Below are 22,413 nucleotides of genomic sequence, written 5' to 3'. Positions count from 1 at the left end.
GATCCTCGTAATTAATTTGTTACAAGGGTATCACAGTAAAAAATATTCTTCAGGTCTGGGCTACAATTTGATTTTATTAGCTTTTTTAAAAACTATGGGTTTAACTTTTTAATTTACTTTTAAGTTCACTCAGTAATTGCCATGCTTGTCTTGGCGATAATTCGTCTAGATCTGTGTTGTTGATAATATCCATCACGTCAGATTGTCCGGTATTAACTAAAGACAACTGTTGGCTTGGTATTTCTGGTGATGCAGTATTAACAGTTTGCGGGCTTGAAGATGGCACGGTTGTTAATTCAAGTTGTTGCAATTTGGATTTAGCAAAGGAAAGTACTTCAATTGGTAAACCAGCTAATTTAGCCACTTGAATACCAAAACTTTTGCTTGCGGCTCCGTCATGGACTGAGTGCATAAACACGATATCATCACCATGTTCGTGCGCATCTAAATGTATATTAACCACCCCAGCTTGCTGATCGGCAAACTCAGTTAATTCAAAATAGTGAGTTGCAAATAAGGTGAGGGCATTTATCTTAGTTGATAAATAATGGGCACTGGCCCAAGCCAAACTTAGACCATCGTAAGTACTGGTACCTCGGCCTATTTCATCCATTAACACTAAGCTGTTTTCTGACGCGTTGTGCATTATGTTTGCTGTTTCTGTCATTTCTACCATAAAAGTAGAGCGACCAGAGGCTAAATCGTCGGATGCTCCAATACGAGTAAAGATACGGTCTATCTCACCAATTTGTGCAGCTTGCGCTGGAACAAAACAACCAATATTCGCCATTAACGTTATTAATGCAATTTGGCGCATAAAGGTAGATTTACCACCCATGTTAGGTCCAGTAATGACTGCAAGTTTACGTTCTGAATGTAAGTGCACCGGATTCGCAATAAACGGTGTTTGCATGACCTGCTCAACCACAGGGTGACGACCTGCTTCAATCTTTACAATACGGCCTGATACTAATTCAGGTTTGCTGTAATTTAAGCTTTCAGCTCGTTCAGCAAAGTTAGTGAGAACATCTATCTGCGCAATGGCGTCCGAGGTCATTTGTAATGCTTCAATAACTTCAACTAATTGATCTAATACTTTTTCGTATAAACGCTTTTCTAATGCTAACGCTTTGCTTTGACTTGATAACACTTTTTCTTCGTGTTTTTTCAGTTCAGGAATGATGTATCGTTCATTGTTTTTTAATGTTTGGCGTCTTACGTATTCTTCAGGTACTCGGTCAGAATATGCTTTACTAATGTCGATATAGAAGCCGTGTACTTTATTAAAGCCAACTTTTAATGTGTTTATGCCGGTTCTTTCTCTTTCCGATATCTCTAACTGATCGATAAAACTGGTAGCACCGGCACTTAACTCACGCCATTCATCTAATTCAGCATGATAACCAGCTGCAATGACACCACCGTCACGAATAAGCACAGGTGGGTTCTCTATAATGGCGCTTTCTAATAAATCTAGGATCTCTGGGTATAACTGTATTTTGTTATTTAATGAGGCTAAGCGCACCGACTTATTATTTTCTAGCTCAGCTTTTAACTCTGGTAATACTCGTAACGCATTACGTAAGCGAGCTAAATCTCTAGGTCTGGCTGAACGTAAAGCTAAGCGCGCAACAATACGCTCAATATCACCTATTTGTTTAAGTGGTTCTTGTAAATTAACATCGTTACCCACCGTTAAAATATCTTCTACCGCATCTAATCTGGCGTTAACTTCTAATTGATTACGTCTTGGTAAATGGATCCAACGTTTTAATAAACGACTGCCCATCGCGGTAGAGGTTTTGTCTAATACTTGCGCTAAGGTATTGTCTTGTCCACCAGAGAGGTTTTGAGTTAACTCTAAATTACGACGAGTAGAAGCATCTAAAATAATGGTGGAATCAATAGCTTCTAGGGTTACTGAGCGAATATGTGGCAGTGCCGTTCTTTGTGTGTCTCGTACATATTGCATTAAGCAGCCTGCTGCGCAGATGGCTACGGGCGCTTTGGTAATACCAAACCCTTGTAAATCTTTGGTTTCAAATTGCTGTACTAATACTCGTTCACAGGTTTCTAAATCAAACTCCCAAATAGGTCTACGTCTTATACCTTTAAAGCCGTTTAATACCTGCATTTGTGAAAAGTCTTCTGGGTATAATAATTCTGCCGGTTGCAAGCGCGTTAATGTTGCCGATAAATCGCCAATTTGTTCAAATTGGTTAATTAGAAACCGGCCACTATTAATGTCTAAATAAGCAATGCCATAAGTTTCTACAGAAGTAGCACGAGGTTTATTGGCAAATACGGCACAAATTAAGTTATCAAAACGTTCATTTAATAAGTTTTCGTCACTGACGGTTCCAGGAGTAACAATGCGGACTACTTTTCTAGCAACTGGCCCTTTGCTGGTGGCAGGGTCTCCAACTTGTTCACAGATGGCAACCGATTCGCCTAATTGAACTAATTTAGCCAAATAGTTATCAACCGCATGATAAGGCACGCCAGCCATGGGAATAGGTTCGCCCGCGGAAGCACCTCGTTTGGTTAAGGAAATGTCTAATAACTCAGAGGCTCTTTTGGCATCGTCGTAAAATAATTCGTAAAAGTCACCCATGCGATAAAAAAGCAAAATGTCTTTGTGTTCTTTTTTCATATTTAAGAACTGCTGCATCATTGGAGTGTGGCTTGCTATATTTTCAGGGCTAAATAAATTCGACATTTGGCTTAATGATATCTGTGACTAATGTTGTATATTGTCACAGATCATCGGCATAGTGTCTCGTAAAATGTAGAAGGAATCGGGCAATTGGTTGAAATTGAATCTTTAAGTAAACAACTTGGTGATGCTTTATTACAAAAAGGCTGGACAGTTACCACCGCTGAGTCTTGTACTGGTGGTGGTATTAGCCAAGCGATAACCGCAATTGCCGGTAGTTCAAGCTATTTTAATTGTGCATTTGTTACTTACAGTAATGACGCAAAACAAAAATTAGTGGATGTGCAACAAACAACATTAGAAAAATACGGTGCAGTTTCACAGCAAACCGTCGATGAAATGGCGCATGGGGCACTAATCAATGCCGGAGCTCAAGTCGGTATTTCAGTCAGTGGAATTGCAGGACCTGGTGGTGGTTCAGAATCAAAGCCTGTAGGCACTGTTTGGATAGCTGTTTGTATACAGTACTTACTGGATGGAAATGCAAAAACAATCAACAATAGTCAAAGGTTTTGTTTTTCAGGGGGCCGAGAAGATGTTAGATTGTCGGCCATCAAAGCGGCATTAAATATGGCGTTGACCTGTATTAATGAAATAAAATAAAAAATAATATAAATTTTCATTGATACTGTTTAATTATACAGTATACTTTGTCGCATAGTTAAGTTGAAGCATCAACGACAAGTAATGTTTGGAGAAAATAATGGACGCAAATAAAGAAAAAGCATTAGACGCAGCACTACAACAAATTGAAAGACAGTTTGGTAAAGGCTCAATAATGAAATTGGGCGATAGTAATGCATTGGATATTGATTCCATTTCTACAGGTTCATTAGGACTGGATATTGCGTTAGGTATAGGCGGTTTGCCATGTGGTCGTATCGTTGAAATTTACGGTCCAGAATCTTCAGGTAAAACAACCCTAACATTACAAGTAATTGCTCAAGCGCAAAAAGAAGGTAAGACTTGTGCGTTTGTTGATGCAGAACATGCATTAGACCCTATTTATGCATCAGCATTGGGTGTTAACGTTGATGACTTATTAGTATCGCAACCAGACACTGGTGAACAAGCTTTAGAAATTACTGATATGTTAGTTCGTTCTGGTGCTGTAGATGTATTAGTTGTCGACTCGGTAGCAGCATTAACACCAAAAGCAGAGATTGAAGGTGACATGGGTGATTCACACATGGGTCTTCAAGCTCGTCTAATGTCACAAGCGTTACGTAAATTAACGGGTAACATTAAACGTTCAAATACGTTATGTATTTTCATTAACCAAATTCGTATGAAGATTGGTGTAATGTTTGGTAACCCTGAGACAACCACAGGTGGTAATGCACTTAAGTTCTATGCCTCTGTACGTTTAGATATTCGTCGTATCGGCTCTGTTAAAGAAGGTGATGAAGTCATAGGGAATGAAACCCGGGTTAAAGTGGTTAAGAACAAAGTCGCTCCTCCATTTAAACAAACAGAATTCATTATCATGTATGGTAAAGGCATTTCTAAAGAAGGCGAGTTAATTGACCTTGGTGTTAAACATGGTGTGGTTGATAAAGCTGGTGCTTGGTATGCCTATAATGGTGACAAGGTTGGTCAAGGTAAGGCAAACTGCATTAAGTATTTAAAAGAGAATGTTGATATTGCAGAAGAAATCGAGAAAAAATTACGTGATATGTTGTTGTTAAAAGCAACAATAAAAGAAGATGATTTGGAAGTAGCTGACCCTAGCTAAATTAAATATAACTAAATAAAAGCCGCATTAAGCGGCTTTTTTCGTTAATACGGGTAAATTATTGGTAATCTGAAAAAGTGGTGATAATCTAGCCGCCATAAATGCATTTATACCAAGCTTTATAAAGGTTTAGTCAATTCACCGTTGTGACTGCGGTGGGATAATGAGCGAAATTTGTTAGTGTCTAGTGTCTAGTGTCTAGTGGCTTTGGCTTTTTCACTTGAGTCGACCGATCTTTTGCAACCATGAGCGTACATTAACTCGCTGAATGACCGGCTCTTTGTAAGGATAGGTAGTACTGTTAATGGAGCCATTATGAATGCACATTTGTTAGAAACGCTTAAACATAATTTTGATATTGAAATGGACGAAAGTTCATTATTAAATTTATTAATCGCAATTATTGATTTATCGCCGAGTATTATTTTTGTTAAGGATGATGAGGGGCGATATTTGATTGTTAACCAAGAGTTTGAGAAATACTTTTGTTTACGCCAAAGTGACATAGTTGGTAAAACTGATTTTGATATAATGTCCAAAGATGACGCACAAGATTGTGTAGATAGTGATCAACCCGCTAAAAGCTTTATTGGTGATATTCATTCCGCGATTGAACTAAAAGAAACCGAAGGTGGCGATATTCAAAGTTATCTATCTGTTAATAAACGCGTGATCACAACGGCCCTTGGTAATTTATTAATTGGTATAGTCGCAGAAGTAAAAATTTAATAGACGGTAATGAGTTAGAACAAATTTAAAGGTAAAAACTGTAACATGGACATGGAAAAAACAAAGTCTTTTGAAGCGGCATATTTAAAACACCAAGTTGAAGATAACTATGATCGATTTATGATCATCCCTTATATTTTAATTGTTATCTGCTTATTGTTTTTATGGCGCAATTTATACAGTAGAGTAACTGACTCATATCACACCCATGCTGATGCATATTTAGTATTATGGCTGGCGCTCATTGTAGCGTCAATTGCATTTAGAGTTGCCTTACCTAAAGTAAAAGCAATGGGTAATGTAACACGATTAGATCACTTAATTTTTAGCTTTGCTATTACTATGTGTATCTCAGCGGCAACGTTAACTTCTTTAGATTTAGCGATCACAAGCAACTATACGGCGTATGCCTTTACCTTATTAGGCGCCGCTACAGCATACAGAACCAGCATAGCTAAATATCTTGTGATGGTCATTGTCACCTTCGTTTATTTTAATCTGTTCTACTTCTTTGTTTTAGATAACAACTATAGTTTTTCATTGATTATCCCTGTGCTCGCATTTAGTACTATTGCTACTTTTATTGCCGTGTCACTGGAAAATAATCGAGAACAGTTGGTTCATTTATCTAGCCAACTAGAATACATAAACCTTAAGTTACAAGAAGAGTCGATCAAAGACCCACTGACCACGTTATACAATCGCCGTTACTTAAATGATTTTTTACAAAGAGAAATTGATGACTACAAAAGAACCGCTGCACCATTGTGTTTGGCTATTTGCGATCTGGATTACTTTAAAAAAATTAATGACAATTTAGGCCACCTAACAGGAGATGATTGTTTAATTGCTTTTGCCAATATACTAAAAGCGAACAGTCGAACTTCTGACGTGCAAATTAGGTTTGGTGGTGAAGAATTTGTGATTGTCATGCCTAGAACTAACTTAGACGCTGCGATCCAAGTTGTAGAAAGAATTAGAAGGGCGACAGAATCTCATCAATTTGACTCAATTCCATGGCCTATTACCGTCAGTTTCGGTGTCACTAATATTACCAGCCAAGACGACTTTGATAGTTTGCTTGATAGAGCCGATAGCTTTTTATATAAGGCTAAACGTTCTGGGAGAAACTGCGTGGTAAGTCAATTATAATGTGCTAACAGTTAGCAAAACAGCGATCTCTGTTGCAAAAAAAACGCATCAATAGATGCGTTTTTTGTATGTAATGTCAGTAATCAGGGCGGTTAAACTTCTAACATATCCAATATGCCTTCAGCCGCTTTTCTGCCTTCTGCTATGGCTGTAACCACTAGATCCGCGCCACGTACGATATCACCACCGGCGAAGATCTTAGGATTGGTTGTCTGATAAGGATATTGCGAATCTTCGTTGGCCTTAATTGTATTCCAATCCGTTAATTCAACTTCGTATGGGGTTAACCATTCTAAGTTTAATGGTTGGAAACCAAATGCTTGAATAACGGCATCTGCTTCAACTATATATTCAGAGCCTTCGATGGCTTCCGGTCGACGACGACCATTTTCATCTGGCTGACCAAGTTGTGTTTTTACAAATTTAACGCCACACGCTTTACCATCAGCATCAACTTCAATAGAAATAGGTTGGGCATTCCATTCGAAATTAACCCCTTCTTCTTTGGCGTTTTGTACTTCACGAGCGGAACCAGGCATGTTTGCTTCGTCACGACGATACGCACACATAACTTCTTCTGCATCTTGTCTTATGGCAGTTCTTACACAATCCATTGCCGTGTCACCACCGCCTAATACGACTACTTTTTTACCTTTAAAGTCGATACAAGTATCAGCAGAACCCATGACTTTACGAGTATTTGAAATCAAATAAGGTAAAGAGTCATAAACACCTTGGGCTTCTTCATTTGGTAATCCACCACGTATGTATTTATAAGTACCTACACCTAAGAAAACAGAGTCGTAATCATCTAACAAACTTTGGAAGTCGATATCTTTACCAACTTCAGTGTTTAGAACAAACTCAACACCAAGTTCTTCGAAAATTTCGCGGCGGCGTGTCATCACGTCTTTTTCTAATTTAAAAGAAGGAATACCAAAGGTTAATAGGCCACCAATTTCTTCATATTTGTCATATACAACCGGTTTAACACCGTTACGAACTAATACGTCAGCACAAGCAAGACCTGCGGGACCTGCGCCTATAATCGCCACTCTTTTATCCGTTAACTCAACACCTTCAATGCTTGGACGCCAGCCCATTTCAAACGCTTTGTCATTAATGTATTTTTCAATACTACCAATGGTTACGGCGCCAAAATCATTATTGAGGGTACACGCACCTTCACATAAACGATCTTGTGGACAAACTCGACCACAAACTTCAGGTAAGCTATTGGTTTTATGGGATAACTCTGCCGCTTCAATTATCTTGCCTTCATTAGCCAGTTGTAGCCATTGAGGGATATAATTGTGCACTGGGCATTTCCATTCACAATATGGGTTACCACAGTCTAAACAACGATCTGCTTGACCTTTAGCCTGTGCTTCTTGCATAGGCTGATAAATTTCAATGAATTCTTCTTTACGTACTTTAACCGGATGTTTAGTCGGGTCAATGCGTTCCACGTCTATAAACTGATATACATTTTGACTCATAAATTTTTCCTCGCTCTACATTGCTTGAACACGTAGCTCTGCAGAAGAGCGGTGACGATGACCTAACAGCTGATTTACATCAGATGTTTTAGGTTTAACCAATTTAAACTTAGGTAACCAAGTATCAAACTCAGCTAAGATTTGTTGCGAACGTTCACTTTGAGTTTCTTCAAAATGTTGGTTGATTAACCCACGTAGATTCTCAATATGAATAGTCATATCAATATCTAGAGCTTCAATTAATTCACCATTCATACGTTCATTTAGGTCGCCAGATTCATCTAATAAATAAGCGAATCCACCAGTCATACCGGCACCGAAGTTAACCCCGATATCACCTAAAATAACAACAACACCACCTGTCATATATTCACAAACGTTGTCGCCTGCACCCTCAATTACTGCTACAGCACCTGAGTTACGAACAGCAAATCGTTCACCTGCACAACCAGCCGCTAATAACTTACCGCCTGTTGCACCATATAAACATGTGTTACCCATGATCACAGACTTGTGACTCACGTAACTAACGCCTTTTGGCGGGTTAATGGTAATTTTACCACCTGTCATGCCTTTACCAACGTAGTCGTTTGCATCACCAATTAGGTGTAAATACACACCGCCAGCGTTCCAAACCCCAAAGCTTTGACCCGCAGTGCCGGTAAACGTAAGCTGGATAGGGTCAGTTGCCATGCCTTGGTTACCATGAACATCTGCCACTTCACCAGATAAGGTCGCACCAACAGAACGGTCAGTATTACGGATGTCGTAAAAATGTTGTCCACCTGTTTTATTGGCAACTTGTTCGGCGGTATCAGCTACTAACTTAACGTTTAAATCACCGTTATCAAGCGGCTCATTCTTAGCAACACAATAACTAGGGAACTCGGTAGTTACACCACTAGAGGCTAATATGCCATTTAATTCCAAACGACTTTGCTTTTGGGTTTGGCCATCTAATAATTCTAATAAGTCGGTACGACCAATTAAATCTTCAAACTTACTAATACCAATTGCGGCCATCGTTTCGCGAACTTCTTGGGCAATGAAAGTAAAGTAGTTTTCAACCATAGACGGTAAACCAGCAAAGTATTCTTTACGTAACGTTTCGTCTTGAGTTGCAACACCTGTCGCACAGTTATTTAAGTGGCAGATTCGTAAGAACTTACAACCTAAAGCAACCATAGGGCCTGTACCAAAACCAAAACTTTCCGCACCTAAAATAGCGGCTTTTATAACGTCAATACCAGTTTTTAAACCACCGTCAACTTGCACTCGTACTTTATGACGTAAGCCATTTTCAACAAGTGCTTGATGCGTTTCTGATAAACCAAGTTCCCAAGGACTACCCGCATACTTAACAGAAGTCAGTGGACTTGCCGCTGTACCGCCGTCAAAACCAGAGATGGTAATTAAATCCGCATTTGCTTTTGCAACACCTGTGGCAATTGTGCCAACACCTGGTTCAGAAACTAATTTTACGGATACTAATGCTTTTGGATTAACTTGTTTTAAGTCAAAGATCAGCTGAGCTAAATCTTCAATTGAATAAATGTCGTGATGTGGTGGAGGTGAAATAAGTGTAACACCTTGTACTGAGTATCTAAGTTGTGCAATTTCTGCAGTCACTTTATCACCCGGTAATTGGCCACCTTCACCTGGTTTTGCACCTTGCGCTACTTTAATTTGCAATACATCTGCATTTCTTAAGTAGTGCGGTGTTACACCAAAACGGCCTGACGCTATTTGTTTAATACGTGAATTCTTATTCGTCCCAAAACGGCGCGGGTCTTCACCACCTTCGCCAGAGTTTGAGAATCCACCAAGTTTATTCATCGCTTGAGCTAACGCTTCATGCGCTTCTGGGCTCAATGCTCCAATAGACATAGCTGCAGAGTCAAAACGAGGATATAACTCGGTTGGTTTAACCACATCGTCTATCGAAATAGGCGTCTGAGATTTAAGTGCCATTAAATCGCGGAAATGAGCCGGTGGGCGGTTATTCACTAAATTAGCGTACTTTTGATAGTCAGAATAGTTTCCTGACTTAACGGCAACTTGTAACGTTTGCACAACATCTGGGTTATAAGCATGGTATTCACCACCGTGAACATACTTAAGCAACCCACCATGGTTAATCGGTTTACGTTTTAACCATGCTACTTTGGCATTGTGCATTTGCTCTTGATGAATATCATCAAAATTAGCGCCTTCAATACGACTTGTGATGTTAGGGAAACAAAGTTCCATAATTTCAGAGGCAAGCCCCACGGCTTCAAACAAGTTTGAACAACGATAACTCGCAATAGTTGAGATACCCATTTTAGACATGATCTTAAATAGACCTTTATTAATGCCTTTACGGTAATTAATAACAGCGTCTTTTACTGGGATATCTATGCTGCCATTTTCAACAAATTGTTCAACGGTTTCATAAGCCATATATGGGTATACAGCAGTAGCCCCTAGACCTAATAATACAGCAAAGTGATGCGAATCACGGGCTGAAGCAGTTTCTACTATGATATTAGAGTCACAACGAAGTTGATTAACAACTAATGTTTGTTGTACGGCACCAACCGCCATTGCTGCAGGGATTGGCGCTAAGCCTTTTTCTACTGCTCGGTCTGACAATATAAGGATAACCGTATTGCGCTCTTTAACCGCCGTTACAGCGTCAGCACATAAGGTTTCGATGGCCGTTTTTAAATCAGTTTCTTCAGGGTTATATAATATTGATAACGACTCAGTGTGATAATGCTCGTCATTAAACGCTTTTAGTTGGTCTAAATCGGTATACATTAATACTGGTGATTCAAATAATACGCGATTTGCGTACCCTGATGTTTCATTAAATACGTTTTGCTCACGACCAATACAAGTGGCTAACGACATAACGTGATTTTCACGTAATGGATCGATAGGTGGATTGGTTACTTGGGCAAACAATTGACGGAAATAATCATAGAAGTTACGTTTTTGTTTAGACATAACTGCCATAGGTGCATCATCACCCATAGAGCCCGTTGCTTCTTGACCGTCTTTTGCTAGAACTTTGATTACTTGTTCAATTTCTTCAAACGAATAATTAAATAACTTATGGTACACCGCTTGGGTTTCGTCATTAAATAATCGTTGACCAATTTCATCACCGTCACATTCAGAGAATGGTTTTAAGTGTTGAATGTTTTTATCTAACCATTCTTTATATGGGTGGCGTTCTTTTAAGTCCTGATCAATTTCATCAGAATGCCAAACTTTACCAGTATAAGTATCTACCGCTAACATTTGACCTGGACCTACACGGCCTTGTTCAATCACTTCATCAGGGGTGTAATCCCAAATACCAGATTCAGACGCTAAGGTTAAAATTTTGCCTTTAGTAATGGTATAACGAGCAGGACGAAGACCATTACGGTCCAAGTTACAGGCTACGTGTCTACCATTAGTCATTACGATACCGGCTGGGCCATCCCATGGTTCCATGTGCATAGAGTTAAATTCATAGAATGCTTTTAACTGATCATCCATTTGGGGATGATTTTGATATGCAGGCGGCACTAATAAACGCATTGAACGGAATAAATCTAAGCCACCGGCTAAGAACAATTCAAGCATGTTATCTAATGAAGCTGAGTCACTTCCTGTTTTACTTACAAACGGAGAAGCGTCTTTTAAATCAGGGATTAATGGTGAACGGAATTTGTATTCGCGGGCTTGTGCCCATTGGCGATTACCTTTAATGGTATTAATTTCACCATTGTGAGCTAAGAATCTAAATGGTTGCGCTAAACGCCACTGAGGAGTTGTATTAGTGGAGAAACGCTGATGGAACACACATATTGCGGTTTCCATTCTAATATCTGCAAGGTCTTTATAAAACTTAGGTAAGTCTTTAGGCATAACTAAGCCTTTATAGACAGTTACCAAACAACTTAAACTTGGAATATAAAAGTCTTCATCGTCTTCAAGTTGCTTTTCGATACGACGACGCGCCATATATAAGCGGCGTTCAAAATCTTTTTTGCGCCACCCCGACTGAGCATTAACAAATATTTGCTCAATTTGAGGCACAGAGGAAGAGGCAATTTCACCTAATACTTCTGGATTAGTAGGAACAACACGCCAACCAACTGTTTCTAAGGTTTCGTTTTCGATTTCCTGTTCAATGATCTTTTTCGCTCTAGCCGCCTTGATCGGATCTTGGCTTAAAAATATGGTGCCGACACCGTATTTTTTGCCTAAATGCCAACCATTTTCCTCAGCAATTGCTCGGAAAAAAGCTTCAGGTTTCTGTATTAGTAGACCACACCCATCACCGGTTTTACCGTCGGCTGAAATACCGCCACGATGTTGCATTCTATCTAAGCTAGTAATAGCCGTGCGCACTATCTTATGGCTGGCTTCACCTTCAAGGTGAGCGATAAGACCAAAGCCGCAGTTCTCGCGAACATCTTGACTGTTGTGCATCAATTGTAATTTTTTAGAACCAGTGTTGTTCAATCTGGCGTCCTCCTCTAAACCTAGCAACCATTAGACGTTTTTTATCGCCTTTTATTAAGTATATATGAAATATGGATGCAGTTAATATGAATATACATTCACAATTGGGGTTTTTTAAAATGCATTCGGCCGAACAACATAGCTAGATTTTTAAACTAGGTCAACAGTAAAATAGGTTAATTACTCTAGAATAATTAGAAATTAAATTTCATAAAAAGGAATAAGAAGAGGGAAATTGTCTGTATATGATTGATTTTTTGTAATTAAATTACATGATTTTGGCGGGTAAAATAAAAAAACACCCCGAAGGGTGTTTGAATATATATGTATTTTATTTTGAAGAGTAACCGTTTGGAATACCCTTACTTGCAACAGATACCGCGTCGTGTGCATGCAATGATTCATAGTGGTTAACTCGTAACCAAAAGTCACGATAACCTGAAATAAGGTTTAAGGCGTGTTTAATTCTACGGCCCGCGTCTTCACAAAACATTAAGTTTTGACCATTTAATCTTGCAAATTCTTGTTCATCTTCACGTTTTACGGCTGCTTGCACTGGCGTTTGAAGTGCATTTTCAATGGCATCAACTAAATCAACAATTGGGAACTCTGTAATTTCATCAGCAAGTTTTACTTTAACTTCTGCAATAGAGCGTTGGCTGTGTGGTGTTGCCACAATACCTTCGGTAGACCCTAACCATTGATGCACATCTTCAGCACTAACGTCACCGCTAAATTTATCGTTAAACGCATTTTGTATTAATTGTCGTGCTAATGCGGCCGAACAAGGACATGTTGAAGAGTAAGGTACTTTAACCGCAAGTTCGATATCTAATACACCTTGAGTTAAATTGCCCGTGATAACAACAGGGTATGCTTTCCAACCACGTTTACCACTGATCAACGATTTTCTACGCATATGGTAATCAAATTCAAACTTAACATGCGCACTGTCACTTAAATCTTCGTGGCTGTGAATAAAGTTATTTAATAATTCCGTTAATGTTGTTTTATTAAGGCTGCTTTCTACAGACAATTCATCCAACATTAAGTATAAGCGAGACATGTGAATGCCTTTTGCTTTAGGTTGATTCAAGTTCACGAATGCTTCAACTAAAGCAGAAACCTGACGAGTCTCACCTTGCATATCTACCATTACTGGCATTTCTATATTACTCATACCTACCCAATCTAGAACACCCTCTGTTTGGGCTTGGGCTTGGTTTGCTATATCAGGCATTTTGGTTGGCATGGATTCTCCATTTTTGACAATTAAGTCATATCTTTAGTCAGCATTAAATGCCCTCGTGTGTCAAAGAGAGGGCTGAATAAATCTTTCATAGTGTTAAATAAGCATTTAGTCGAGACACTATCTCATTGTGCGTTTACTAAATGACAGGCGCGTTTATAACATATATTAAGCAGTAAATTAAGTAATTCAGGTGAAATACCTTATTAATTTAGTCGGGTATTTTAGGAAGGAATTTTGTACACAATTTTTAGCAGGGTTATTCCACTACATTAACAACCGATAAGAAGCGTGCATCGATAACAATATTGGTTTTTTGTAGGTTACTTTTACTTAAGGTTAATTGCGGTTTATTCTGATCAAGTTCAATACTGACAACGAATCCTTCAGCTAATAATTCTTTATCATTGGTAATAGTAAACGTTGATTTTGCTAATTGATTAAATACTTGTCTGTCCCAGTTGGTACTTTTATCAACGTACAACAAATCACAAATGGCATTGTTAGAATCCACTAAATTGGTGAAGTTACGTAATGTGATGTGATAAGGCAATCGTCCTATGTTTTTTTGTGATGTTAAAAAGTCACCCACGGTATGGCTGTTGTTACCAACAAAACAATAAGTTAATTCTTTGTTAGACTTTTTATTCCAATTTAAATATGTCGCGATTTTATGAATGAGAACACCGGTTAATTGAGTTTCGGTATTAGCATTGGCTGCATTGCTCAATGTTGGTAGTGTGAATAAGCTAAAACCTAGAGAAATTAAGCTAAGGCGCTTGAATAAAGTAGAAAAGTTAAAAGGTGATATATATGAAATCATATTAATTCTGTACATATATATTGTTGACTGGAAATTGGATTGTGAAATTTGCGCCATGGCCTAATTCACTTTCAACTTCAATACTGCCGTTTAACGCTTGAGTGACTAGGTTATAAACCAAGTGCATACCTAAGCCCGAACCACCTTCGCCACGTTTGGTCGTCACAAAAGGATCAAAAATCTTTTGTTTTATTTTCTCTTCTATGCCTTTGCCATTATCGGTCAGCTTAATTTGGCATTGATTACGGGTAAGAGTTACTGAAATGTTAATTACACCCGCTTCCATCTTCTCAAAACCGTGGATAATGGCATTCATAATCAAATTGATAATAATCTGATTAATAGGACCCGGCTTTGTATCGGCTTCTAAAGATTCATCACAATTGATAATAACTTGGTGTTTGGATTTTTTTAATGTTGGATGCAGTGACATAACGATTTCGTGTAAAAATTCATTAAATTTAACATGCCTAATCGTATCTGCAGTTTGGTCAACCGCAACTTGTTTAAAGGAGCTGATTAAGTCTGCCGCCCTGCTTAAATTACGATAAATGATCTGCGTGTTTTCTTTACTCTCATCTAAAAATTTACCTAACTTTTTTGCACTTAGTGTTTTAGATTCAAGCTCTGACTTCATGTCATCAATTCTATCTGACATCATAGTTGAAGCTGTTACACCTAAGCCAATAGGCGTGTTAACTTCATGGGCAACACCGGCAACCATTTGTCCTAACGAGGCCATTTTTTCAGACTGAATAACTTGTGATTGATATTGATGAACTTGCTCTAGGGCGTCTAACAATTCTTGATTCGAGTCTCGCAACGCTTGAGTACGCATTACCACCTTTTCTTCCAAGTTTTGGTTTAATTCGGTGATCTCTTTTTCTGCGTCTGTGTATTTATTAATTTGTTTATAGATTCGGGTCAGCATAGCGTTAACAGAATTAGCTAACGGCACCATCTCTGTCAGTTGTGGGCTACTTACTTGAGTATTAAAGTTTTTGTTGTAACTAAGATCTTTAATATCTTTTATAAAGGTATTGATCGGGGACAGAATACGTCTTCTGAGTATCAAGGATGTAAAAAAGGCGATAAAGGAAATAAGTATACCCACGGCAATATTATAAGTGGCTAAGCTTAAAAAATTGTCGTTGTAGCTGGCTAATTGCATTCTTAAATAAACAAAACCAATATGTTTTGAAGTCGATGGATCTAATACTGGTACGCCATATTCCACTACATTGTCGGTAAATACGGCATTAGATAATTGTTTGATTTTATCGAACTGAGGTGAAATAGGGGGAACACCTTTTTGATTAAAACTAACAAAATATTCTAAATTTTTAGTTTCTTCATTAACACGATACACATGGATATTACTGACTTCATCTATCTTTTGTAAGGTAGTTAAAAAATCGTTAAGCCCATTACGTTGATTAAATGCGAGTGGCAGTTGTGCATTAAATGAAATGATATTAGCAATGGTTTTAATAAAACGTGTGGCATCAGCACTGTTTTTATCATTACTGTATAAAGTGGTCGATAGAATTGAAAACAGCAATGACAATAGACTTATAGATACAAGTGCTGTTGTAATTGATGCTTTTAGAGATACGTTTGACTTAAATTTTGCCACACCAACTCTTCTTTAATAACAATTTGGTCAAGGGAAATGCCAATAAATTTTTGACTAACAATAAACTTAACCTGTGTTTAGGTGTTATGCAATAAATTCTCCCCAGATAATCAGCATTTATTAGAATGAATTTAACGGCTTACCATTTTTATCAATTGCAGTTTGGTTAAACCCGTTTCAGCTGTGATTTGTTTTAATTCCATCTTATTTAATATTGCTTGTTGTTTGGTCACATCTTTGTTGAATAACAAATCAAAGTCTCGTTTACAAAAACAGATCATTTTATTTTTTTGCGTTACGTCATCCAATACAGACCGATAGATCATGTTAGGACAAGCAGCCACACGAGATGGTGACTGCAAACAACGAAGCGTTTGTTGTTCAGCTGAAGCAGGTAAACTGAAAAAGCTGAACATAAATCCATATATAATGGTAAGTAATTTACCGAAGCAAGGTTTCATACAATTCCAAATATTGGTTTGCACTGTCATGCCATAAAAACTTGGTATCCATAGCTCTAACTTGTAAGTTTTTATAACGTTCTGGATATTCCCGATAAAATAATAAACCGCGTCTAATCGCCGCAATTAAATGGGAACAATCAGGTTGTGAAAATACCACCCCCGTTGCATCATCAAACGCCAAGTCAATGACCGTATCTTTTAATCCACCTACTTCACGCACAATTGGCAATGTACCATAAGCTAATGCGTACATTTGTGTTAAACCACAAGGTTCAAAAAGAGAAGGAACTAAGAAATAATCAGCACCCGCCATATAACTATGAGCTAATTTTTCACTATAACCGTGATGAAAATGCAACTTGTCTGGGTGTTTTTGCGCTAAGAATTCAAGCTGATCTACATAAATAGGGTCGCCAGTTCCAGCTACTAATATTTGAACTTTATGTTGAACCAACTCGCGTAAAGCAGGAATTAAATAATCTAATCCCTTTTGATCCGTCAAACGGCAGACTTGAGCCACAATTGGAATATTAGCATCTACCGTTAATCCGGCTTGTTGTTGCAGGTCTTTTTTGTTTTCTAATTTTTTCTCAAGACTGTTTGGCCCATAAGGGGTATGAATTAATTGATCTTGCTCCGGTGACCAATCTTTATAATCACAGCCATTTAGAATACCGCTGGTTTTATGTTTCACTTGTTGGAAAATATCAAACAAGTGATGTGAACCTAGTTCGGTTAATAGCTCTTGGGCATAATTAGGACTAACCGCAACAACTCTGCCAGCAAACACAATGCCTAGTTTTAAAAAGTTAACCACATCGTGTTCATAATTGGGGTGACTGGTCCCCAGTTTACTGATCAAAGACGGTACTGATTTTTTGCTAAATATGCCTTGAAATGCGCCATTATGAATAGTCAAAATAGTATCGCAGTTGGCCTGTTTCCAATAATCATCATGTTTAAATAACATAGGAATTAGGGCGGTGTGCCAATCATTGCAGTGGATGATATTCGGACTGAATGATAATTGAGTCGCAAAGTGCTGAAAGAAGTACAGTATGGCAATAGAGAAAACGGAAAAACGCTCACCGTTGTCTTCAAATGCATGATAATCATCACCATAAATGCCAGAACGATCAAACAAGGTGGCAATATCTACACAGTAAATTGTTAATCCAGTGTGCTCAAAAACATGCACATTCACTTGATATGTGATATTTAAATTAAGTGGGAAAGCGTAACTTTTTATCGCATTGTCTTTTGGTAATATTTTAGCTATTTGCTGATAATAAGGGATAACAATTCTCGCATTATGACCCAATTTATTGAGCGCTAATGGCAATGCTTTAGCGACGTCGGCTAATCCCCCTGTTTTCACTAAGCCTTCAATTTCAGAAACTGCAAAAAGAATGTTTTTCATATTGTTATTCAATTACCTTGGTATTTTGTGGCACGACAGTTATGCCATTTGGCGAAATCGTAAATCCACGTTTTCGGTCATGTTCGTGATTGATGCCAATTTTTACATCATCTGCAACATGTACGTGTTTGTCTAATACACATTTATTAAGTACAACACCTTTGCCAATACGGTTATGCCCCATGAGTACCGTTTCAAAGATGTCGGCGTTGGTTTTTACTTTTACGTCGTAACCTAAAACACTGTGATCAATGGTCGCACCAAAAATCTCACAGCCGGCCGAAATAGCGCAATTTTTGATCACACTTTCTTTGCCTTCTCTGGACGACCTAATTTGCGCGGGAGGCATTGGTGGGTGATAAGTACGCATAGGCCAACGAGGATTGTATAAGTCTAATTCAGGTTCTTTTACTAACAGCTCCATATTGGTTTTCCAATAACTATCAATGGTACCTACATCGCGCCAGTACATTTGATTGCCATTGTCTTTTTCAATTTGATTTCGGGTGAAATCATACACAAAAACATCACCGTTTTTACAAAGGTTAGGAATGATATTTTTGCCAAAGTCATGATTACTTTCCGTGACTTTCGCATCACGTTCTAGCTCTTTATATAAAGTTTCTGCTTCAAATACATAGTTGCCCATACTTACTAATGCAAAATCAGGCTCGCCAGGGATAGGTGTTGGATGTAATGGCTTTTCTACAAAGCCAGTCATCTTCCAATCTTCATTAATTTCAATAACGCCAAATTCAGTGGCTTCGGCAATAGGCACTTTAATCGCGGCGACTGAACACTTGGCATTGCGCTTTTTATGTAAGTCGACCATTTGTCTAACGTCCATCTTATAAATATGGTCGCTGCCAAATACACATACATGATCAGGGTCATGCAGCTGGATAATGCGCATGTTTTGATAAATGGCGTCTGCAGTACCTTCATACCAACGTTTTCCCATTCTCATTTGAGCGGGGACAGGATCAATGAAACGATCAGTGATACCAGACATATGCCAAGCTTGACGCAAGTGAACATTAAGAGATTGAGATTTAAATTGGGTGAGGATAAATATTTTTAATAGGTCGGAATTTACAAAGTTATTGAGGACAAAATCAATGAGTCTATATTGTCCAGCAAAAGGAACGGCGGGTTTACTTCGACTCTGAGTTAGGGGAAACAGTCGGGTTCCTTCCCCACCGGCTAAAATTAACGAAATTACACCTGGCATAACTTATCCTTTTTCAAAAAATAAATAGTTGCCTGCGACGACTTACTGCAGGTAGATGGCTCACGCCAATTGCTTAGCGTAAGACTCTACTCAGATACTAGTCCCTGTGTAATAAATGTTAAAGCGTTTATTTTTGTTTTTTATTTCAACTACTTTTAAGTGGCGCTTTATTAATTCTGGGTAAGGTAAAAATGAATTTGCTACCATCCAAAATTGATATTTACGTTTAAGTAATTTAGGCGCTTGACTGATCAGTTGTTCGGTGATGGTGTAATCGGTTTTTGTACCAGTATGGAAAGGTGGGTTGGTTACAATGAAGTTGTACTTATCACCCGAACTGATAATAGCCGATAGTCCGTTGGAACTAATTGCGTTGGCCTTTACATCATTTTCAACAAAGGTCTTGTTGCTACTGGCAACCGCTAAGGCATCAACATCTACCGCCGTAAATGAACAATCATAACGTTTTGCTAATGCGGCACTGATCACTCCACAACCACAACCAAAGTCTAAGCCATGACCAGTTACTTCAGTCATTGTATTTAACAATAACTGCGTGCCATTATCTAACGTGTTGGCACTAAATACGCCAGGTAAAGCAAGGAGTTTTAATGAAACCGATTGTTGTTCAATTTCAATAGTTACGTCTGTTTTACTAAACCAGTCATCCAGAGTTTTATTACAAACATAGTCATTATAACTCGCAGCAAACAACATGCAGTGGCGTGCTGAATCTAGTTTTGCGGTGTCACTACAATAAGTTTCAAGTACTTTTGCACAGCCTTTCACACCACCTTTTTTCTCGCCTACAACGTAAATTACCGCACCCGAATTTAGGTGCTTTGACACCATAGACAGATAGTAATCAAAACGTAATTTTGTTTTTGGAAAGTAAATAACAACGGCATCAAACTTTGTATTGTTCGTTTGCTCTTGAGTTAACCAAGCCCCAAAGGAAATATTGTGTTTTTTATGCATTTGGTGCGTATCAAAGTAAGGCGTATATCCAAACCAATTAATGTCTGTACGTTGGACACTAAACTCTGAAATGGCATTGTCATTGACTAAATCTAATAACAACACATTGCCCGCAGGTAAATGCTCAATATTACGTTCTAAAACTTGGTTCTCTGCAAATAACATATTTACTCACTGTTTTGCTTAAATGGCGTTGTGTATAACAGATATTCTTATTTGATCCGTTTGAACATGATGTCCCAAACGCCATGACCTAAACGATGACCTCGTTGTTCAAATTTAGTTAATGGCCTATGTTCTGGACGTTCAACAAAATCGCCATTGGTTGCAATGTTTTCAAAACAATCCGCAGCGTTCATGACCTCTATCATATGTTCAGCGTAGTTTTCCCAATCTGTGGCCATATGAAATACACCGCCAATTTTCAACTTAGTACGTAATGACTCTACAAAAGCGGGTTGTACGATACGACGTTTATGGTGACGTGTTTTGTGCCAAGGGTCTGGGAAAAATAATTGCACGGTATCTAAACTTTCGTCCGGCACACAGTCACGTAAAACTTCGATAGCGTCGTGCTCATACACTTTTAAATTTGTTACTTCAGCTTCATTTGCTGAGGACAAACAAGCACCTACACCAGGTAGATGAACTTCAATGCCGATGAAGTTGGTTTCAGGTGCGTTTTTCGCCATTTCTACTAACGAGGCGCCCATACCAAAACCAATTTCTAATACCAGTTGACCATCATTGTTAAAAAGCGCTTTAGGATCGATTAGTCCATTTTTATGCTCTAAGCCCATGGTTGGCCAATGTGCATCAAGTGCGGCTTGTTGACCTTTTGTTAGGCGACCTTCACGTTTTACAAAGCTTTTAATAGTGCGGATGTATTTACCGTCCGCCTTGGCTTGTTCAACAGAAGTATGTTTTTGTTCAGTCATTTTTATGGTCACCTAAATATTCAGTCAATTAACCGCGGCATTATCTTACACCCTGCGGTTTGGCTCAAGCGCTTTATCCATCTCAATGGCTTTATCTATCTTAAGTACAAGGAAAGGTGAGATTGAATTTAAAGGATTTGTTTTAGGAGTCTGATATCATCGGTAGATAAGTTTGTCTTTTCACGTGTAAAAAGGTCTGAATGTCTGCAGTAAATAAACAACTCTCAACTTGGTTTTCAAAGTCAGTATTAACTTGGTACGACAACAAGGGGAGAAAACACTTACCTTGGCAGCAAGATGTGACGCCTTATAAGGTTTGGGTTTCAGAGATAATGCTGCAACAAACCCAAGTAACCACGGTTATTCCGTATTTTGAACGTTTTATGAGTTTGTTTCCAACAGTGTCTGATTTGGCCAATGCCAAACAGGATGAAGTGTTGCACTTGTGGACTGGGTTAGGGTATTACGCCCGAGCCAGAAATTTACATAAAAGTGCGCAAATTATTGCAAAAGATTATAACGGTGAATTCCCCACTGAGTTTGAGCAAGTGTTGGCTTTACCCGGAATAGGGCGTTCCACCGCAGGGGCTATATTGTCGTTATCGTTGGGACAACATCATGCGATTTTAGACGGAAATGTTAAGCGCGTATTAACGCGTTTTATGGCTGTTGAAGGTTGGCCTGGGATTAAAACAGTCGAAAATCAACTTTGGCAAATTGCTGAGCAGTTTTCGCCGGTTAAGCGTATTGATAACTTTAATCAAGTGATGATGGACTTAGGGGCAATTATTTGTACTCGATCTAAACCTAAATGTGAACAATGCCCGTTACAAACTAAGTGTCGAGCGTATGCATTAAACCGTACTACCGATTTTCCATATTCCAAACCTAAAAAAGACAAACCGGTTAAGTTTGTTTATATGTTGTTACTACTAAGCCATGAAAATAAATCTCATCAAGTTTACATGTACCAAAGACCTCAGTCAGGCATTTGGGGCGGTTTATATTCTTATCCAGAGTTTTCTGATTTAGCTGAATTAGAACTATACCTTCAGCAACAGTCGTTAGACTCGTCAGTGGCCGATTTAGAATTTAATGAAGCTCTGTTATTCCGTCATACTTTTAGCCATTACCATTTGGATATTCAGCCTGTGATCTTGCCAATCCAATCTAAACCTAATGTGATCAATGACGGTAATGATATTTGGTATTTGTTGAATGATGATGCAGAAGAAATGTCTAAAATTGGCAAATCTGCAGTGACAGAAAAGTTATTAAACGTATTGAAAGCTGGTGCTTATTAAAAATTTGATTACAATATTGCCAATTAAAATTTATAG

The 22,413-nt window shown here is 38.4% G+C and carries 16 protein-coding genes; 5 read left to right on the top strand and 11 right to left on the bottom strand.

The features are described from left to right. Positions 1 to 100 precede the first annotated feature (100 nt). On the bottom strand, positions 101 to 2,719 hold the full coding sequence (mutS, locus tag KO505_RS14165) for a DNA mismatch repair protein MutS (protein WP_216056124.1): 2,619 nt from the start codon (positions 2,717 to 2,719) through the stop codon (positions 101 to 103). An 87-nt stretch (positions 2,720 to 2,806) separates the two neighbouring features. On the opposite strand from mutS, the gene KO505_RS14160 reads away from it, so the two are divergent. The 4 genes from KO505_RS14160 (at position 2,807) to KO505_RS14145 (ending at position 6,332) form a co-directional block, all read left to right on the top strand. After that, positions 2,807 to 3,319, top strand: coding sequence for a CinA family protein (locus tag KO505_RS14160; RefSeq protein ID WP_216056123.1), 513 nt, complete (start codon positions 2,807 to 2,809; stop codon positions 3,317 to 3,319). Between the two features lie 100 nt (positions 3,320 to 3,419). Then, positions 3,420 to 4,451, top strand: coding sequence for a recombinase RecA (gene recA / locus KO505_RS14155; RefSeq protein WP_216056122.1), 1,032 nt, complete (start codon positions 3,420 to 3,422; stop codon positions 4,449 to 4,451). Positions 4,452 to 4,766: 315 nt separating this feature from the next. Beyond that, complete coding sequence (locus tag KO505_RS14150) at positions 4,767 to 5,180, top strand: PAS domain-containing protein (RefSeq protein WP_216056121.1); 414 nt, start codon at positions 4,767 to 4,769, stop codon at positions 5,178 to 5,180. 51 nt (positions 5,181 to 5,231) lie between these two features. Then, complete coding sequence (locus KO505_RS14145) at positions 5,232 to 6,332, top strand: GGDEF domain-containing protein (RefSeq protein ID WP_216056120.1); 1,101 nt, start codon at positions 5,232 to 5,234, stop codon at positions 6,330 to 6,332. A 92-nt stretch (positions 6,333 to 6,424) separates the two neighbouring features. Here the strand turns inward: KO505_RS14145 and KO505_RS14140 are convergent, their stop codons facing one another. From KO505_RS14140 to trmB, 10 genes are all read right to left on the bottom strand, one after another. After that, positions 6,425 to 7,831: an FAD-dependent oxidoreductase gene (locus tag KO505_RS14140; RefSeq protein WP_216056119.1), complete on the bottom strand. Its 1,407-nt coding sequence runs from the start codon at positions 7,829 to 7,831 to the stop codon at positions 6,425 to 6,427. Between the two features lie 15 nt (positions 7,832 to 7,846). Next, a complete protein-coding gene (gene gltB / locus KO505_RS14135) occupies positions 7,847 to 12,301 on the bottom strand; it encodes a glutamate synthase large subunit (protein WP_216056484.1) in 4,455 nt (1,484 codons plus the stop codon). A gap of 364 nt (positions 12,302 to 12,665) precedes the next feature. Then, positions 12,666 to 13,586 (bottom strand): GTP cyclohydrolase FolE2, encoded by a 921-nt coding sequence (gene folE2 / locus KO505_RS14130; protein ID WP_216056118.1) that lies wholly within the window; start codon positions 13,584 to 13,586, stop codon positions 12,666 to 12,668. A 256-nt stretch (positions 13,587 to 13,842) separates the two neighbouring features. Next, positions 13,843 to 14,406: a YfiR/HmsC family protein gene (locus tag KO505_RS14125; RefSeq protein ID WP_216056117.1), complete on the bottom strand. Its 564-nt coding sequence runs from the start codon at positions 14,404 to 14,406 to the stop codon at positions 13,843 to 13,845. 1 nt (position 14,407) lies between these two features. Next, positions 14,408 to 16,042 (bottom strand): HAMP domain-containing sensor histidine kinase, encoded by a 1,635-nt coding sequence (locus tag KO505_RS17595; RefSeq protein ID WP_216056116.1) that lies wholly within the window; start codon positions 16,040 to 16,042, stop codon positions 14,408 to 14,410. 131 nt (positions 16,043 to 16,173) lie between these two features. Further along, a complete protein-coding gene (locus tag KO505_RS14115; protein WP_216056115.1) occupies positions 16,174 to 16,503 on the bottom strand; it encodes a hypothetical protein in 330 nt (109 codons plus the stop codon). Further along, a complete protein-coding gene (locus KO505_RS14110; protein WP_216056114.1) occupies positions 16,484 to 17,926 on the bottom strand; it encodes a glycogen synthase in 1,443 nt (480 codons plus the stop codon). Before KO505_RS14110 ends, KO505_RS14115 begins: the two co-directional genes overlap by 20 nt. A 4-nt stretch (positions 17,927 to 17,930) precedes the next feature. Continuing rightward, complete coding sequence (glgC, locus tag KO505_RS14105; RefSeq protein ID WP_216056113.1) at positions 17,931 to 19,157, bottom strand: glucose-1-phosphate adenylyltransferase; 1,227 nt, start codon at positions 19,155 to 19,157, stop codon at positions 17,931 to 17,933. Positions 19,158 to 19,247: 90 nt separating this feature from the next. After that, on the bottom strand, positions 19,248 to 20,300 hold the full coding sequence (locus KO505_RS14100; RefSeq protein ID WP_216056112.1) for a methyltransferase: 1,053 nt from the start codon (positions 20,298 to 20,300) through the stop codon (positions 19,248 to 19,250). A 47-nt stretch (positions 20,301 to 20,347) separates the two neighbouring features. Next, on the bottom strand, positions 20,348 to 21,073 hold the full coding sequence (gene trmB / locus KO505_RS14095; RefSeq protein ID WP_216056111.1) for a tRNA (guanosine(46)-N7)-methyltransferase TrmB: 726 nt from the start codon (positions 21,071 to 21,073) through the stop codon (positions 20,348 to 20,350). 200 nt (positions 21,074 to 21,273) lie between these two features. Between trmB and mutY the strand changes: the two genes are divergently transcribed. Next, positions 21,274 to 22,377 (top strand): A/G-specific adenine glycosylase, encoded by a 1,104-nt coding sequence (mutY, locus tag KO505_RS14090; RefSeq protein ID WP_216056110.1) that lies wholly within the window; start codon positions 21,274 to 21,276, stop codon positions 22,375 to 22,377. The last annotated feature ends 36 nt before the right edge of the window (positions 22,378 to 22,413 follow it).

Source organism: Psychrosphaera sp. F3M07 (genome assembly GCF_018860345.1).
GTDB lineage: Bacteria > Pseudomonadota > Gammaproteobacteria > Enterobacterales > Alteromonadaceae > Psychrosphaera > Psychrosphaera aquimarina.
This window is presented reverse-complemented; position numbering and strand designations above follow the sequence as displayed.

What these genes read in the sequence shown, in the direction of transcription:
- mutS (WP_216056124.1), bottom strand. Translation starts at nt 2,719, where the DNA reads ATGTCGAATTTATTTAGCCCTGAAAATATAGCAAGCCACACTCCAATG.
- recA (WP_216056122.1), top strand. Translation starts at nt 3,420, where the DNA reads ATGGACGCAAATAAAGAAAAAGCATTAGACGCAGCACTACAACAAATT.
- KO505_RS14150 (WP_216056121.1), top strand. Translation starts at nt 4,767, where the DNA reads ATGAATGCACATTTGTTAGAAACGCTTAAACATAATTTTGATATTGAA.
- KO505_RS14145 (WP_216056120.1), top strand. Translation starts at nt 5,232, where the DNA reads ATGGAAAAAACAAAGTCTTTTGAAGCGGCATATTTAAAACACCAAGTT.
- KO505_RS14140 (WP_216056119.1), bottom strand. Translation starts at nt 7,831, where the DNA reads ATGAGTCAAAATGTATATCAGTTTATAGACGTGGAACGCATTGACCCG.
- gltB (WP_216056484.1), bottom strand. Translation starts at nt 12,301, where the DNA reads ATGCACAACAGTCAAGATGTTCGCGAGAACTGCGGCTTTGGTCTTATC.
- folE2 (WP_216056118.1), bottom strand. Translation starts at nt 13,586, where the DNA reads ATGCCAACCAAAATGCCTGATATAGCAAACCAAGCCCAAGCCCAAACA.
- KO505_RS14125 (WP_216056117.1), bottom strand. Translation starts at nt 14,406, where the DNA reads ATGATTTCATATATATCACCTTTTAACTTTTCTACTTTATTCAAGCGC.
- KO505_RS14115 (WP_216056115.1), bottom strand. Translation starts at nt 16,503, where the DNA reads ATGAAACCTTGCTTCGGTAAATTACTTACCATTATATATGGATTTATG.
- KO505_RS14110 (WP_216056114.1), bottom strand. Translation starts at nt 17,926, where the DNA reads ATGAAAAACATTCTTTTTGCAGTTTCTGAAATTGAAGGCTTAGTGAAA.
- glgC (WP_216056113.1), bottom strand. Translation starts at nt 19,157, where the DNA reads ATGCCAGGTGTAATTTCGTTAATTTTAGCCGGTGGGGAAGGAACCCGA.
- KO505_RS14100 (WP_216056112.1), bottom strand. Translation starts at nt 20,300, where the DNA reads ATGTTATTTGCAGAGAACCAAGTTTTAGAACGTAATATTGAGCATTTA.
- trmB (WP_216056111.1), bottom strand. Translation starts at nt 21,073, where the DNA reads ATGACTGAACAAAAACATACTTCTGTTGAACAAGCCAAGGCGGACGGT.
- mutY (WP_216056110.1), top strand. Translation starts at nt 21,274, where the DNA reads ATGTCTGCAGTAAATAAACAACTCTCAACTTGGTTTTCAAAGTCAGTA.